The organism is Paracraurococcus ruber (genome assembly GCF_004353985.1).
Classification (GTDB): domain Bacteria; phylum Pseudomonadota; class Alphaproteobacteria; order Acetobacterales; family Acetobacteraceae; genus Paracraurococcus; species Paracraurococcus ruber.
In genome coordinates this window covers 1-15,253 of sequence record NZ_SMOA01000125.1, presented here as the reverse complement: position 1 = coordinate 15,253, position 15,253 = coordinate 1, and the positions used below count along the sequence as shown (strand labels likewise).

Sequence of the window (15,253 nt, the reverse complement as noted above, 5' to 3'; positions counted from 1 at the left end):
CGGGACCGGCGGTGGCGCGCGGCGGCCGAGGCGCGCCGGCGCCGGCAACGCCGGGCGGCCGGGTCGGCGCGGGCATGGCCGCCGCCTCCGGCGGGATGGCGTCGCGCCTCCATGCATTCCCGCCGCCCCGCGGCCTGCCCTATGCTCGGGGGATGGGCGAGATCGTCAACCTGAACCGGGTGAAGAAGGCGCGGGCCAAGGCGGACCAGGCGACGCAGGCGGCCGCCAACCGCGCCAAGCACGGCCGCACCGGCGCCGAGAAGGCCAATGACCGGCGGGAGGAGGCACGCCGCCAGGCGCTGCTGGACGGCGCCCGGCGGGAGAGGCCCGACGACCCGGCGTGACCCGGACCGGCGCCGGCAGCCGCCCGCTGCCCGTGCGGCGCGCCGTCGCCCGGCTGACGGTTCGGCCTGGGCCTGGGCCTGGGCCTGGGCCTGGGCCCAAGCCCATGGCGCGATGCCTCGGGGCGCGGCGGCGCCGGCCTGGCGCACCGACCGCTCCCGCCCCGGTGCCCGGCGCCGTGCCGCGGCGGATCGCCCGGGCCCGGGGGCCGTTGCGCCAATGCCGGAATCGTGGAACCCCGGCCCCCCGACCGGCGACCGCCGACTCAAGTCCGGAGAGAGACCCCGATGGCCATCCGCACCCTGCTCCCGGCGCTGCTCGCGCCCTGGCTGCTCGCCGCCTGCGTGAATGAGACGGTGATCCCCGAAGCGACCCAGGCGCAGTCCGGCCGCCCCGCCGCGGCCGCCGCGCCCTCTCCTCCGCCCGCCGCGGTGACCGCCTTCGACGGCACCTATGCCGGCCGCCTCACCCTGAACCCGGACCGCACCCGCGCCTGCCCGCCCGCCCCGGCGGAGGAGCGGGAGATCACCGTCCGCCAGGGCCGCGCCGTCCTGCTGATCGACCCGCCGACCCGGCATGTGCTGACCGGCACGGTCGGCCCCGCCGGCGATGTGCGGATGGCCGACAACCTCGATCGCACCATCGCCACCACCGGCATCTTCGCCAACAGCCGCTTCCTCGGGGAGCACCGCAACGGCCTCTGCAGCTATGCGGTGCAGATGGCGAAGCGGGTCTGAGGGCGGCGCGGGCGACCGGCCACGGCGCGCCGGCGCCGGCCGGGTCGCCGGCCGGCATCAGGCAGCGCGCAGCCGCCCGATCAGGCTGCCGACCTCGGCGCGCAGCGTCTCTCCCTGCCGGGCCACGCCCTCGGCGCCGGCGCGCAGGTCGCGGAGCGCGCCCGTCGTCTCGGCGATGCCGGCATTCACCCGCTCCACCTGCTGCGACATCTCGCCGGTGCCGGCGGCGGCCTCGCTGACGCTGCGCGCGATCTCGCGGATTGCCGCGCCCTGCTCCTCCACCGCCGTGGCGATGCCGGCGGCAACCCCGCTCGAGCGCTCGACCGTCGCGCCGATGCCCCGGATCGCCTCCACCGCCTGGCCGGTCGCCCCCTGCATGGCGGCGATCTGGGCGCTGATCTCCTCCGTCGCCTTCGCCGTCTGCGCCGCCAGCGTCTTCACCTCGCTCGCCACGACGGCGAAGCCCTTGCCGGCCTCGCCGGCGCGGGCCGCCTCGATCGTCGCGTTCAGCGCCAGCAGGTTGGTCTGCGCCGCGATGTCGCCGATCAGCCGCACCACCTCGCCGATCCGGCCCGCCGCCTCGGCCAGGGAGCGGACGGTGGCATCCGTGGCCCGCGTCCCCTCCGAGGCCTGCCGGGCGATCTCGGCGGCTTCCGTGACCTGGCGGTTGATCTCGGCGCCGGTGGCGGCCATCTCCTCGGTGGCCGTCGCCACCGTCTGCACATTGGCGCTGGCCTGGGTTGCCCCGGCGGCCGCCGCCATGGCCTGGGCCGCCGTGCTGTCCGCCCCCGTCGAGAGGCGGCCGAGCGTCGCCTGCAACTCGGTCGCCGCGCCCGACAGGGTGGTGGTGACGCCGCCCACCGTGCGCTCCAGCTCATCGGCGATGGCGCGCTGCGCCGCGCGCCGGCTCTCCTCGGCCCGCGCCCGCTCCGCCGCCGCCTCCGTCTCCAGCGCGCGGGCGCGGACGGTGTTCTCCTTCAGCACGGCCAGCGCCTTGGCCAGCGCCCCGACCTCGTCCCGCCGCGCCGTGCCCTCGATGGCGACGGCCAGGTCGCCCTCGGCGATCCGCGTCACCTGGCCGGCCAGCCGCGTGATCGGCCGGGCGACGCCGCGCGCCAGGGCAAGGCCCGACAGCAGGGCGATGGCCGCGGCCGCCAGGGTCCCCAGGCCGAGCATCAGCCGCGCCTCGGAGAAGGCGGCGTCCTGCATCGCCGCCCGGTCCGCCAGCAGCCGCCGCTCCACCGCGGCGATCTCGGCCGCCCTGGCGCGCAGCGCGTCCATGGCGGCCTTGCCGGTGCCCTGCTCCTCCATCCGCCGCGCCTCGGCGCGGGAGGCATCGTCGCCGCGCGCCATCAGGGCGACCTGCCGGCCGGCATGACCCTCCGACCAGGACCGCGCGGCGGTCTCCAGCGCGTCGAGCCGCGCCTGCTGCTGCGCATTGTCCGCGGTGAGCCGCCGGATTTCGGTCAGCGCCAGGGCGAAGGCCTGGCGGCCGGCATTGTAGGGTTCGAGGAATTTCGGGTCGCCGTTCAGCAGATGGCCGCGCACGCCGGTTTCCTGGTCCACCATGGCGGCGACCAGCCGGTCCGCCCGTTCCAGCACGCGGTAGGTATGGGCGTTCCAATAGGCCGCCTGCTCGATGACGCCGAGCCGCCCCCAGGTCAGGGCGCCGGCCGCGGCCGCGGCCAGGATGACCACGGCGAAGGCCGCGGCCAGCTTGCGGGTGATCGAGAGATGCGTGAGGGTCTGGAGCATGCGTCGGGTCGGTCCGGTCAGGGGTTTGATCCGCAAGGCCGGACCTCGCCGCATGCCGGGCCCGGTGCGCGGCCCCTGTCCGTTGCGGTCCGGCCGGAGCGGTTTGCGCGGTTATCTGGACACGCAAATCGTTCCAGACCATTGATTGTCGCGCGGTTGCCCGCGTCCGGGCGTTCACGCCGTCCCGCGATCCGCGCTCGTGCCCTCAGTCTGAAGGAAGGGGTTTCGGCCTGCGGGAGAGCCGCGACGCCCGCCCTCTCGGCCCGGCGGTCGGGTGGCCATTCCCAAGGCCTGCGGTCGACCCGCCCGCGCGGGCGGGGCCTCGTCCCGCGGCGCCCGTCCGGCCGGCCGGCTGGCGGGTAGGCCGGCATCGCGGCCTGCGCGCGCCGCGCCTGCCATGCCGGGGTTCGCCGACCGGGTCCGGAGACGGCCGCTGTCGAATCCGGGGCCCGTCCTGCGTCATCCTGCTGCGCCATGGTGGCGCCCCGATGGGACGACGCGAAGGAAGGTTGCCATGGAATACGTATTGCTGATCCACAGCGAGGAAGCCGCCTGGGGCGCCATGCCGCCGGCCGAGCAGCAGGCCTGGATGGCCGCCTATGCCGCCTACACCCAGGATCTCATCCAGGCGGGCGTGATGCGCGGCGGCCATCGCCTGCAGCCGGCGGCCGAGGCAAGCCTGGTGCGCCAGGGCGCGGTGCAGGCCGGCCCGCGTGCTGGCGCCGGGGAGCAGCTCGGCGGCCTCTATGTCATCGAGGTGCCGGACCATGCCGCGGCGCTCGACTGGGCCCGGCGCTGCCCCGGCAGCCGGCACGGCATGGTGGAGCTGCGCCCGGTGATGGCGCCGCCCTCGCCCGCCTGATGCCGGGCCTGGCGATGCACCGGCGGGGCGCAGGGTGACGGCGCCGGCGGCCCGCGCGCGGCTGGCGGCCGAACGGGTGGCGCGGTCCAGCTATGGCCGGCTGGTCGCCCTGCTGGCGGCGCGCGGCGGCGACCTGGCCGCGGCGGAGGACGCGCTGGGCGATGCCTTCGCCGCGGCGATGGACCACTGGCCGCGGGAGGGCGTGCCGGACCGGCCGGAGGCCTGGCTGCTGACCGCGGCCCGGCGCCGCCTGCTGGACGGGCATCGCCGCCGCGCCACCTCCGCCCAGGCGGCGCCGGAGCTGCTGCGCCGCGCCGCCCTGCCGGAGGACCCGGCGGAACTGCCCGACCACCGGCTGGCCCTGCTGCTGGCCTGCGCGGGGGAGGAGGTGGAGCCGGCCGCCCGCGCCCCCCTGATGCTGCAGGCGGTGCTGGGGCTCGAGGCGGCGCGCATCGCCTCCGCCTTCTTGGTCGCGCCGGCCGCCATGGGCCAGCGCCTGGTGCGCGCCAAGCGACGGCTGAAGGAAGGCGGCGCCCGCTTCGCCCTGCCGGGACCGGAGGTGCTGGCGGACCGGCTGCCGGCGGTGCTGGATGCGATCTACGCCGCCTATGCCGCTGGCGCCGGCGACCCGGCGGATGGCGGCGCCCTGGCGGGGGAGGCCGCCTGGCTCGCCCGGCTCTGCGCCCTGCTGGTCCCGGTCGGCGCGGCGGAGGAGTCGGAGGCGCTCGGCCTCGGCGCCCTGCTGCTGCACCTGGAGGCGCGGCGCCCGGCCGGGCGCGACGCCACGGGCGGCTATGTGCCGCTGGCGCAGCAGGACCCGGCACGCTGGGACCGGGGAATGCAGGCGGAGGCGGAAGGGCTGCTGCGCCGCGCCGCCACGCTCGGCCGGCCTGGGCGCTACCAGTGGGAAGCGGCGATCGCCTCCGCCCATGCCGAGCGGGGGCGGACCGGGCGGGTGCCCTGGGACGGCATCCTGGCGCTCTACGATGTGCTGCTGGCCGCCACCGGGTCGCCGGTGGTGGCGGTGAACCGGGCGGTGGCGCTGGCCGAGGTCGCGGGGCCGGCGGCCGGCTTGGCGGCGCTGCGCGCGGCCGGGGCGGATCCGCGGCTGGCCGACTACCAGCCCTATTGGGCGGCGCTTGGGGCACTGGCGCGCAGGGCCGGCGCGCCGGAGGGCCGGGCGGCGCTGGAACGCGCCGCCGGCCTGGCCGACGACCCGGCCCTGCGCGCCTTCCTGCTCCGGCAGGCTAGAGCAGATCCCGATCAGGTGGAATCACCTGATCGGGTGAAGATGCTCGCAAAATCAGAAGACTAGAGCGGTTGCCGTGCCCCATGGCGAACGGCAACCGCTCTGGCGGATGAAGCCCGTATCCGGCGCCGGGCCGCCGTGGCGGCGGCACGCCGGGGACCAGGATCATGCCGGACCGCATGCGGGCTGGCTGGTGCGCTGCCCATGTCGCGGGCCGGGCCGGCGTGGCGGTGACACGCCCGGGCGCGGGACAGGGTGGCCAGGCCGGTCGGCATGGCGCCGGTATCCCGCGCCGGGCAGCGGGAGCCGACCCGCCGGCCGCCATCCGGGCGGGCTTCGCCGCATGGGCGTTCCGCCCCGGTCAGGGCACGGGGCGATTCAGGGGGCGGGGGAAGGCCGGCCGGCGCGGCGTGCCTGCTTGGCCCGGGCGCCGGGGGCGGTGCCCGCGGCCCGCCGTCAGCGCGCCGCGCCGTGCCGCATCAGCGCGGCGCGCAGCGGATCCGATCCGGGATTATGCGCCTGCATCGCCACCACGACCTGCCGCGCGGAAAGGTCCTGGCCGTAATAGGCGCGGTTGAGCTCGCTGCGGGCCGAGAGCAGCGACCCTTCCAGCGCCAGCCCGGCGAACAGCCCGCGCGAGCGGGCGAAGGCGATGATGTCCGCGCCGGCCGCCGCGGTGGTCGATCCCTCCACCCCCGCGCCGATGGTGGCGACGGCGAGGGAAGCATCGGCGCCGAACTTGAACTGGCTGTCCATCAGCGCCGTCAGCCCGCGGTCGGACATGATCATCATCATGACCTGCATGTCCTGGATGCCGGCCTGCAGCCCGATGCTGCCGGACGCCATGGCGTAGAAGGCCGGGGATGACCAGGACCCCGAGGCATCGCGCGCCACCAGCACGCAGGACCCGCCTTCCCCGCCCAGGATGAAGCCGGCGCGGAAGATGCGCGGGCAGACCAGCACGGCGCGGGCGCGGCGCAGGAAGCGCTGCGCATCCTGCACCGCGCCGGCATCGCCGGTGGTGAGGAGTTCCTGCACGGTCAGCGTGCTGCGGTCGACCAGCCCCTGCGCCTCGGACCGGTCGTCGGCCCGCGCCGGCGGCGCGCCGGCCAGCAGGGCCACGGGCGCGGCGCAGAGGAGCAGGAGGGCGAGCGCCGCCCGGGCCCAGGGCCGCTTCGGCGGCCGCGGCGGGGCGCGCATCAGCGCAGCGGCGGCAGGTCGGACCGCTGGACCGGCCCGCTGCCCAGCGTCTGGCCCGGGGTGAACCCGGCGGCATTGTCGGCCGGCGGCGGCGCGGCGGCGGCGGCGCCGCTGCCGAAGCGCATCAGCACCGCCCGCAGCGGATCGGCGCCCGGGTTGTGCGCGCGCATCTGCACGACGATCTCCCGCGGGCCGGTGTCCTGGCGGTAGTAGCTGCGGTTCCATTCGCTGCGGGCCGAGAGCAGGGAGCCTTCCAGCGTCAGCCCGGCATAGAGGCCGCGGGCGCGGGCGAAGGCGACGATGTCGCCGCCGACCGCGGCGGTGGTGGCGCCCTCGACCGACCCGCCGAGCGTCGCCAGCGCCACCGAGGCATCGGCGCCGAGCTTCACCTGGCTGTCCAGCACGGCATCCAGCGCCCGCTGGTTCATCACCAGCATCAGCACCTGCATGTCCTGGATGCCGGCCTGCAGGCCGAAGCTGCCGGACCCCAGGGTGTAGAAGGCCGGCGAGGACCAGGAGCCGGCGGCATCCCGCCCGGCCAGGACGCAGCCGCCGCCTTCGCCGCCGAAGAAGAAGCCGGCGCGGAAGATGCGAGGGCAGACGATCACCGCGCGGGCCCGGCGCAGCAGGCGCTGGGCGTTCAGCCGGTCATTGCCCTCGCCCAGGATCTCCTGGACGGAGAGGGTGGCGCGGTCGACCAGCGCCTGCTCCTCCCCCGCGCTCGGAGGGCCGCCGCAGCCGGCCAGGGTGGCCAGCGCCAAGCCCAGCGCCGCCAGCCGCCGCGTGATGAGACGCTGCATGAAGCCCCCCTGCCAAACCTCGGTATTGGCGGAAGAATACCGGGTAGGCTGCGGCCTGTCCAAGGCTGCTCTGTGGCGGTGGCGCGGCAGGGCAGCGCGCATCCCGCCTGCCTGCCTGCCTGCCTGCCCAACTGACCGGGCGGGCGTTGCGGCGCGCCGGCCGCGGCGGATCATCCGGCCGCGCGCCCATCCGCGCCGGAAGGCCTGCGGCAACCGGGCCGCGCCGGGGCCGCCGCGCGATCGCCCCGCAGGGTCGCGGGAACCGTGCCGGCCATCCCCCAGGCGCCGGGGCCGGTCACTCCCAGTCCGGCATCACCCAGGGTTCCTCGTTCACCCCGGCGACGCGCCAGTCGCCGCCCACCTTCTCCAGCCGGGTCAGGCCGAGATTGCGGATGGAGAAGGCCAGGGCCTGGTGGCCGGTGAGGCCCAGCGCATGCGCCAGGGCCGCGCGGATGGAGCCGCCATGCGCGACGATGACCACGTCGCCGCCCGCATGCTCCGTCGCCAGCGCCTCCAGCACGCGGCCGACCCGGGCCTGCACCTGGGCGAAGCTCTCGCCGCCGGGCGGCTCCTCCTCGGCCGCATGCGGCCAGAAGGGGTGGGGCGGGTGACGGAAGCGCTCGACCGCCTCCTCATGCGGCAGGCCCTGCCATTCGCCGAGGTCCTGCTCCGCCAGGTCCCGCTCCGCCCGCAGCGGCTGGTCGGGATAGCCGGCGGCGAAGATGGCGGCGGCGGTGGCGCGCGTGCGGGCCAGGTGGCTGGTCACCCACTGCGCCGGCCGCGGCAGGCGATGCGCCAGCCAGCGATACAGCGCCGCCTCCTGCACCAACGTGGCGTCGCAGAGCGCGACATCCATGCTGCCGTAGAAGAGGGTGCGGGCCGAGGGCTCGACCAGCGCATGGCGGATCAGGAAGAAGCGGGTGGGGTCGGACACGACGGCGGTGTAGCAGGGCCCGCGGCCCCGGCCTATTCCACCCGGATGTTCTGCGCCCGGATGATCGCGCCCCAGCGGTCGCGTTCCGCCGCCACCCGGCGGGCGAAGACGCCGGGGTCGTTCGGCAGGTAGATCAGCCCCTGCTCCGCCAGGAAGCGCTGCGTCTCCGGCAGCAGGGCGACGCGGACATATTCCGCGTGCAGCCGCGCCAGGACCGGCGGCGGCGTGCCGGCGGGGGCGATGACGGCATACCAGGTGGCGACGTCGATATCCGCATAGCCGCTCTCGATCAGCGTCGGCACATCGGGCAGTTGCGCGACGCGCACCGGCGTGGTGACGGCCAGCGCCCGCACCGCGCCGGCGCGGATCTGCGGCAGCATCAGCGGCAGGGTGTCGAACATCGCCTGGACGTCGCCGCGCAGCATGGCCGGCAGGCTCTCATTCGTGCCGCGGAAGGGAACGTGTTCCATCGCGATGCCGTCGCGCTGCCTGAACATCTCGAAGATCAGGTGCTGGGCGGTGCCGACGCCGACGCTGGCATAGTTGCTGCGGTCCGGGCGGGCGCGGACCCAGGCGATGAACTCCGCCACGGTCCGCGCCGGCACCTCGTTGGCGACCACCAGCACGAGGGGCGAGGCGGCGAACATCACCACCGGGATCAGGTCCCGCCCGGCATCGTAGGGGATGTCCCGGAACAGATGCGGGAAGATGGTCAGCGGGCCGAGATTGCCCATGCCGATCGTGGTGCCATCGGGCGCGGCGCGGGCGACCTCCGCCACCCCGATGCGGCCGCCGGCGCCGGAGCGGAAATCATTCATGATCGGCTGGCCGAGGGCGCGCGCCACCGGGTCGTTGAAGGCCCGCGCCACCAGGTCGTTCAGCCCGCCCGGCGGCCAGGGAACGATGAAGCGGATGGGTTTCTGCGGCCAGTCGCCTCCGGCCGCCCCCTGGGCCAGGGCGGGCAGCGGCACGGCGAGGGCGGCGGCGAGCAGGGCACGACGTTGCATGGCCCGATCCTGCGCGCGCCGCGGCGCCGCGCCAAGCGGGGGCGGAACGAGGTCGCGCGCCGGATGCAGCGTTAGGACAGGTCCGCGCGGCGAACCCGCGCAACCGGCGGTCCGCGCGCGCCCCGCATGCCCGGCACGGGCCTTTGTCGTCGCGGCGGCAGGGGCGTATCGTCGGGGCCATGACCGATCCCGTGCTCTCCCCCATCGGCGGCCGCGCCGCCTGGACCGGCGCCGACCTGGCGCGCGACCCGTCCTGGATCATGGCCCTGCCGCCGGCGGCGACGCGCGAGATCGATGCCGCGCTGGCCGGCCTGGGCGACCTGGCGCCGCCGCGCTTCGATGCACGGCATTTCCCGCTGCCCGAGACCGCCGGCTTCCTGGCACGCGTCGCCGCGGAACTGGAACGGGGCCGCGGCGTGGTGCGGCTGACCGGTCTCGATCCCGCGCGCTACCCGGCGGCCGACCTGAAGCGGGTGTTCTGGGGGCTGATGTGCCATCTCGGCACGCCGCTGCCGCAGAACACCACCGGCGAGATCCTGGCCGAGGTGAAGGACGAGACCGGCAGCGGCGTGGCGGTCGGCAGCGGCACGGCACGGGCGCGCAGCCGCTCCACCGGGCCGCTGCGCTGGCACACCGACAAATGCGACCTGCTGAGCCTGCTCTGCGCCTCCAACGGCATCGCCGGCGGCGTGTCGCGCATCGTCTCCACCGTGGCGATCCAGGATGCGATGGCGGCGCGCTGCCCGGACCTGCTGGCGGTGCTGTACCGCGACTTCTGGCGCGCCCGCCCGGCCGACGAGGAGGGCGAGGGCATGGCGGCGCGGCCCTTCCCCATGCCGGTCTTCGCCCGTGGCCCGGACGGCGGCTTCACCAGCCAGTACAGCCGCACCTATGTGGAGCTGGCGCAGGGCATGCCCGGCGTGCCGCCGCTGAGCGAGGCGCAGGTGGCGGCGCTGGACCGGCTGGCGGCGGTCGCCGACGAGCTCTGCATCGAGATGCCGTTCGAGCCCGGCCAGATCCAGCTGATGAACCAGCACGTCACCTATCACGGCCGGACCGCCTATGCGGATGGGCCGGGCGGCAAGCGCAACCTGCTGCGCATCTGGCTGGCGAGCCCGCTGAGCCGGGCGCTGCCGGCGGGCCATGCCGGGCAATGGGGCGACACGCGCGCCGGCGCGCTGCGCGGCGGCGCCATGCCGGGGCGGAGCGCGCTGGCGGCGTAGCGCGGCGCGGGCATCGGCCGGACCGCCGCGGAGCGTGGCTCCGCCGCTGCCGCGCCGCCCTACAGCGGGACCAGCCGGGTCAGGCGGTTGGGGTTCAGCTCGCTCTGGTAGATCACGCCGCTGCGCGGGTCCCGCCACATGCCATGCGCGCCGTTCAGCACCGGGCGGCAGCGGCCGAGCAGGCGGCCGTCGCCGGCGAACCAGGACAGGCGCGGCACCTGGTCGGTGACGTAGAAGGTCCCGTCCGGGCCGCCATGGACGTCCATCGGCTTGTGGACGTCGGTGACCTCGAACAGGAAGGCGCCCGCCGGCGAGAAGGCCTGCACGCGGCTGTTGTCGCGGTCGCAGACCAGCACCGTGCCGTCCGGCTGCACCCAGACGCTGTGCGGCGTGCAGAACTCGCCGGGGCCGCGGCCGGGCGCGCCCCAGCCGCCCTGCGGCGTGCCATCCGGCGCGAAGCGGTGGACCCGCGCATTGGCGTAGCCGTCGGCGACATAGATGGTGCCGTCCGGCGCGAAGGCGACGTCGCAGGGGGCGTTGAAGGGCGCCCCCGGCCCATGCCGGGTGCCGATGCCGCCCAGGCGCTCGCCCGTCGCGGCGAAGATCACCACCTCCTGCGCGTCGCGGTCCACGACGAAGACGCGGCCATCCGGATGCACGGTGAGCATGTGGCCGTCGGCGATGGACTCGCCCCAGGCCGCCAGCCGCGCGCCCTCGGCCGAGAGCACCACCACGCCGGGCGAGGGCGGGTCCACCATCGGGTCGGTCCGGTATTGCACGTAGACGCGCCCGGCAGCGTCGCAGGCGACGTCGCTGATGCCGCCCGGCGTCGCCGGCAGGTCGCCCCAGGGGCGCTCCACCCGGTAGCGCTGCGCGCCGAGCGCGACGGTGAGTCCCTCGCGCATCACTCGTTCAGCCCCTTGCCGGGATAGGGATGGGTGGCGACCCAGTGCCGGGCGATGTCCACCCGCCGCGTGATCCACACATCCTTGCGCTGCATCATGTAGTCCAGCAGCCGCTGCAGCCCGACCGCGCGGGCGGGGTGGCCGATGAGGCGCATATGCAGCCCGACCGACATCATCTTCGGCGCCTTCGCCCCTTCGGCATAGAGCATGTCGAAGGCGTCGCGGATGAAGGAGAACCACTGGTCGCTGGTGCCCATCCAGCCGACATATTTTCCGTCGTTGTTCGTGATGGAATAGGGCACGACGAGCTGCGGCTTGCCGTCCACCGTCAGCCAGAATGGCAGCTCGTCGCCATAGTAGTCGCTGTCGTAGAGGAAGCCGCCATGCTCCACGACCAGGCGGCGGGTGTTCACGCTGGGACCGTAGCGGCAGTACCAGCCTTCCGGCTTGCGGCCGATGGTCTTCTCGATGCTGGTAACGGCGCGGGCGATGTGCTCGCGCTCCTCCGCCTCGGACAGCTCGAAATGCTTCACCCAGCGCCAGCCATGGGAGCAGATGTCCCAGCCGGCATCGCGGATGGCGGCGCAGGCTTCCGGGTTTTCCTCCAGCGCCAGGGCGCAGCCGAAGACGGTCAGCGGCAGCCCGCGGTCGCGGAACAGGTCATGCAGCCGCCAGAACCCGACGCGGGAGCCGTATTCGAACATGCCCTCCGCCGCCAGGTCGCGGCCGGATTTCAGCTGGTTGATCCCATGCGCCTCGGTCAGCCCGGTCTCGGTGACGCCATCACCCAGGGCAAAGGACGGCTCCGAGCCTTCCTCGTAGTTGATGACGAAATTGACCGCGAGCCGCGCGCCGCCGGGCCATTGCGGATCCGGCGGGTTGCGGCCATAGCCGCGGAAGTCGCGCTGCACCTCGTAGGGCATGGTCACCTCCCCCCTGGGACCCCGGCGGCGCGGGCCGCGGCGGCGGTCAGATCTCCACCGTGAACTCGGGCACCTCGACGAATTCCTCGTCGCCGCTGGTGCCGTCCTTCCACATCGTCACGACGAAGCGCGCTTCCCGGTCCAGCACGGTGAAGGGGTGGTGCCAGACATCGGCGCCATAGGTCACGCCCTGGTCCGGCGTGCAGAGGAAGGCGCGCGCCCGCGCCATGTCGGGGCCGCCCCCCGGGCCATGCGGCGCAACGATGCAGAGCCAGCGCCCGCATTCCTGCGGCACGAAGGACTGGGAGGAGAACTGGTGCCGCTCCATGGTGGTGGAGCGCAGCGGCAGGACGGTGAGCGGCGCCTTCACGATCAGGGAAAGGCTGGGCCGCGCTGCGGGGCGCAGATTGGCCAGCGCATCCTCGAAATAGGTGCGGCCGGGGATGCGGGGACATTCGATGACCTCGCCATAGGGCAGGAAGGCGGCGGAGGTCAGGGGTTCGGCCTTGAGGTACATCGATCAGCCCCGCATGCGGCGCGTGAGGCCGGTGAGCCGTTCCATCACCAGCATGAGCACGAAGGCGACGAGGATGAGCGTGCCGGACACGGCGGCCACCCGGACGTCGAGCGTGCTTTCCATCATGCCCCACATCCGGATCGGCAGCATGTCCGTCCGCGCCGAGGAGAGGAAGAGGGAGACGGGGACATTGTCGACCGAGGCCATGAAGGCCAGGAAGGCCCCGGCCGCGATCCCCGGCGCGATCAGCGGCAGGGTGACCCGCCGGAAGGTGTGGACCGGCCCGGCCCCCAGGCTGCGGGAGGCATCGAGCAGCGCCGGGTCGAGCTGCGAGAGGGAGGCGCCGACGGTGCGCAGGATGAAGGGCGTCACCACCACCAGGTGGCCGGCGATGATCAGCTCCAGGGACGGCCGGAAGCCCAGCAGGGTGAAGTACATCAGCGCGGCCAGCCCGAAGGCGAGGCCGGGCAGCACCAGCGGCGACATGAAGAAGCCGTCCATCATCCGGCCTGCCTTCCCGGCAACCCGCGAGAGCCCGAGCGCCGCGAGCGTCCCCAGCAGGGTCGCCGACCCCGCCGCGATCAGCGCCACATGCAGGGTGTTGCCGGCGGCGCGGTGGATCTGCCGCGACCGCACCTCGTCCAGCAGCAGCTCGTACCAGCGGAAGGAGAAGCCCTGGGGCGGGAAGCGGATGGACCGGCTGTCGGTGAAGCTGGTCGCCAGCACGATCAGGATGGGCCCGACCAGCACCACCAGCGCCACCAGCGCCAGCAGGCCGATGACCAGGACATAGGAGAGTTCCCCGACCGAGTGCCGCCTAGCCACGGATGCTGTCCCCCATGATCATCCCGCGCGGCCCGCCCCGCGTCATCCCGCGCGGCCTGCCCTGCATCATCCCGCGCGGCCTGCCGCGACCCTGCCGACATAGGCGATCACCGCCAGCACCGCCGAGACCGAGACCAGCAGCGCGATGGCGATGGTGGCGGCGAAGGGCCAATGCGCCGCGATCATCGCCTGCTGCCAGATCATCGCCGGCAGGTAGACCAGCCGCCCGCCGCCGATGACGGACTGGCTGATGAAGGCGGTGGTGGCGGAAGCGAAGACCAGCACGCAGCCCGCCGCCAGCCCGGGCGCCGCCAGGGGCAGGATCACCCGGAACAGCGTCCGCCAGGGGGAGGCCCCGAGCGAGGCGCTGGCATCCATCAGGTTGGGGTCGATCCGTGCCATCACCGACAGCAGCGGTAGCAGCAGCAGAGGCATCTCGATCTGGGTCAGCGAGATGACCAGCCCGAGTTCCGTCTGGAGAAGGCGCAAGGGCTCCGCCGCCAGGCCGAGGTCCAGCACCAGCTTGTTCACCACGCCTTCCCGCCCCAGGATGACGATCCAGGCGAAGGTGCGGACGACCACGCTGGTCAGCAGCGGCATCACCACGATGAACAGCAGCACGCGCTGCCAGGCCGGGGATGCGGCGCGGTAGACCAGCGCCAGCGGGAAGCCCAGCAGCACCGTCGCCGCCACCGCCTTCAGCCCCAGCAGCAGCGTGTCGCCGATGACCTTCCAGTGGAAGGGATCGAACAGGAAGCGCTGCCACTGGTCCAGGCCGAAGCGCGTCATCCGCTCATCGGCATAGAAGGAAACGGCGATCAGCATGAACAGCGGCGCGACGAAGAAGGCCGCATAGGCGAGGCCCAGCGGCAGGGCGAGCGCCCAGGGGCTGCCCGCCCCCGGCGCCCGCGCCACCGGCATCGCCGCCGCGCCCGCCATGCCCGCGGCCCCGCCCTATTTCGCCATCTCGCGGTTGAACCGCTCGATCCAGGCGCCGCGCAGCGGGTTGATCTTTGTCCAGTCGTGCCGGACGAATTTCTCCATCTCGTCCAGGCTGCGCATCGGCAGGTCGCGGCCCAGCGCCACCTCCTTGTTCACCGGGATGAAATTGTAGGGCGGTTTCTGCAGCGCGTCCTGCACCCCGCGGCTGACCACCGTGTCGATGTACTTGTAGGCGGCGTCCACGTTCTCGCACCCCTTGGCCAGGTGCAGCGTGGTCAGGAAGGTGGTCGCTCCCGTCTCCGGCACCACGAATTCGATGTCCACGCCGCGGTCCTTCAGCGTGCTGACGGTCTGGGTGTTGGTGTAGGTGATGTCGCACTGGCCCTGCTGCAGCAGGCCCGGCAGGGCGGCCGGGGCGCTGACGGCGGCGATCTTCGGCAGCACCTTCTTCAGCTCGACCAGCGCGGGTTCCACATTGGTCTCGCTGCCGCCGAAGATTTTTGCAATCTCGATCAGGCTGACGGTGCCGAAGGTCGTGCCGAAGCCGGTGATGCCGAGCCGGGACACCCAGGGGTCGCGGAACAGGTCGGCATAGCCCTTCGGCCGCGGCAGCTTCTTCGGGTTGTAGGCGATGCCCACCACCTGGGCGTTGCAGCCGATGCCCCATTCGTCGATCAGCCCGGCCGGCACCAGGGCGCGGTTGGACAGCTTCGAGGCATCGAAGCGATCGAACATCCCGCGTTCCACCGCCGTGGCGCGCGGCCCGGGGTCGAGCACGAAGCAGTCGAAGGGCGGGGCGCCGCGGCTGGCGGCGAATTTCGCCACCTGATCCACCGCGAACAGCGCCTGCATTTCCAGGTCGACATTGTGCGCCCGCTTCAGCGCCGGCGCGACATGGTCGCGGAAGGCCTCCTCCCAGGCGCCGGGATAGATGGCGGCGGTGACGCTGCAGGCGGCGGGGCTGCGGGTGGAACTCGACCTCAGGAACGAGAAGATCAACCGCAAGGTCGTCGACCATATCGACCAGCGCGT

At 74.1% G+C, this 15,253-nt stretch carries 16 protein-coding genes; 5 read left to right on the top strand and 11 right to left on the bottom strand.

What is annotated here, in order from left to right; genetic code table 11:
* The first annotated feature begins 152 nt into the window (after window positions 1-152).
* Window positions 153-344 (top strand): DUF4169 family protein, encoded by a 192-nt coding sequence (locus E2C05_RS19580; protein WP_133221342.1) that lies wholly within the window; start codon window positions 153-155, stop codon window positions 342-344.
* Window positions 345-629: 285 nt separating this feature from the next.
* The gene (locus E2C05_RS19575; RefSeq protein WP_133221341.1) at window positions 630-1,079 is read left to right on the top strand and encodes a hypothetical protein; all 450 of its coding nucleotides are present in this window, start codon (window positions 630-632) and stop codon (window positions 1,077-1,079) included.
* Between the two features lie 57 nt (window positions 1,080-1,136).
* Here the strand turns inward: E2C05_RS19575 and E2C05_RS35165 are convergent, their stop codons facing one another.
* Window positions 1,137-2,834 (bottom strand): methyl-accepting chemotaxis protein, encoded by a 1,698-nt coding sequence (locus E2C05_RS35165; RefSeq protein ID WP_158292244.1) that lies wholly within the window; start codon window positions 2,832-2,834, stop codon window positions 1,137-1,139.
* A 514-nt stretch (window positions 2,835-3,348) separates the two neighbouring features.
* On the opposite strand from E2C05_RS35165, the gene E2C05_RS19565 reads away from it, so the two are divergent.
* Both E2C05_RS19565 and E2C05_RS19560 read left to right on the top strand, forming a co-directional pair.
* Entirely contained in the window at window positions 3,349-3,696 is a 348-nt protein-coding gene (locus E2C05_RS19565) for a YciI family protein (protein WP_133221339.1), read from the top strand.
* Window positions 3,697-3,730: 34 nt separating this feature from the next.
* Entirely contained in the window at window positions 3,731-5,011 is a 1,281-nt protein-coding gene (locus E2C05_RS19560) for an RNA polymerase sigma factor (RefSeq protein WP_133221338.1), read from the top strand.
* Between the two features lie 390 nt (window positions 5,012-5,401).
* Here the strand turns inward: E2C05_RS19560 and E2C05_RS19555 are convergent, their stop codons facing one another.
* The 4 genes from E2C05_RS19555 to E2C05_RS19540 form a co-directional block, all read right to left on the bottom strand.
* Window positions 5,402-6,145: a lipid-binding SYLF domain-containing protein gene (locus tag E2C05_RS19555; protein WP_133221337.1), complete on the bottom strand. Its 744-nt coding sequence runs from the start codon at window positions 6,143-6,145 to the stop codon at window positions 5,402-5,404.
* Window positions 6,145-6,945, bottom strand: coding sequence for a lipid-binding SYLF domain-containing protein (locus E2C05_RS19550; protein WP_133221336.1), 801 nt, complete (start codon window positions 6,943-6,945; stop codon window positions 6,145-6,147). The genes E2C05_RS19555 and E2C05_RS19550 overlap by 1 nt, the downstream gene beginning before the upstream one ends.
* A 295-nt stretch (window positions 6,946-7,240) precedes the next feature.
* Window positions 7,241-7,879, bottom strand: a complete 639-nt coding sequence (locus tag E2C05_RS19545) for a histidine phosphatase family protein (protein WP_133221335.1) — start codon at window positions 7,877-7,879, stop codon at window positions 7,241-7,243.
* Window positions 7,880-7,911: 32 nt separating this feature from the next.
* Entirely contained in the window at window positions 7,912-8,886 is a 975-nt protein-coding gene (locus E2C05_RS19540) for a Bug family tripartite tricarboxylate transporter substrate binding protein (protein WP_133221334.1), read from the bottom strand.
* Window positions 8,887-9,065: 179 nt separating this feature from the next.
* On the opposite strand from E2C05_RS19540, the gene E2C05_RS19535 reads away from it, so the two are divergent.
* Window positions 9,066-10,109, top strand: a complete 1,044-nt coding sequence (locus E2C05_RS19535) for a TauD/TfdA family dioxygenase (protein WP_133221333.1) — start codon at window positions 9,066-9,068, stop codon at window positions 10,107-10,109.
* A gap of 59 nt (window positions 10,110-10,168) precedes the next feature.
* On the opposite strand, the gene E2C05_RS19530 is transcribed toward E2C05_RS19535, so the two are convergent.
* The 6 genes from E2C05_RS19530 to E2C05_RS19505 form a co-directional block, all read right to left on the bottom strand.
* Window positions 10,169-11,014 (bottom strand): NHL repeat-containing protein, encoded by an 846-nt coding sequence (locus E2C05_RS19530; protein ID WP_133221332.1) that lies wholly within the window; start codon window positions 11,012-11,014, stop codon window positions 10,169-10,171.
* Window positions 11,014-11,937, bottom strand: a complete 924-nt coding sequence (locus tag E2C05_RS19525; protein WP_133221331.1) for an allantoinase PuuE — start codon at window positions 11,935-11,937, stop codon at window positions 11,014-11,016. Before E2C05_RS19525 ends, E2C05_RS19530 begins: the two co-directional genes overlap by 1 nt.
* A gap of 46 nt (window positions 11,938-11,983) precedes the next feature.
* Complete coding sequence (locus tag E2C05_RS19520) at window positions 11,984-12,454, bottom strand: ureidoglycolate lyase (protein ID WP_133221330.1); 471 nt, start codon at window positions 12,452-12,454, stop codon at window positions 11,984-11,986.
* 3 nt (window positions 12,455-12,457) lie between these two features.
* The gene (locus tag E2C05_RS19515; protein ID WP_133221329.1) at window positions 12,458-13,279 is read right to left on the bottom strand and encodes an ABC transporter permease; all 822 of its coding nucleotides are present in this window, start codon (window positions 13,277-13,279) and stop codon (window positions 12,458-12,460) included.
* Window positions 13,280-13,345: 66 nt separating this feature from the next.
* Entirely contained in the window at window positions 13,346-14,218 is an 873-nt protein-coding gene (locus tag E2C05_RS19510) for an ABC transporter permease (protein WP_200305448.1), read from the bottom strand.
* A gap of 15 nt (window positions 14,219-14,233) precedes the next feature.
* A partial coding sequence (locus E2C05_RS19505; RefSeq protein WP_133221328.1) for an extracellular solute-binding protein occupies window positions 14,234-15,253 on the bottom strand: 1,020 nt, incomplete at its 5' end.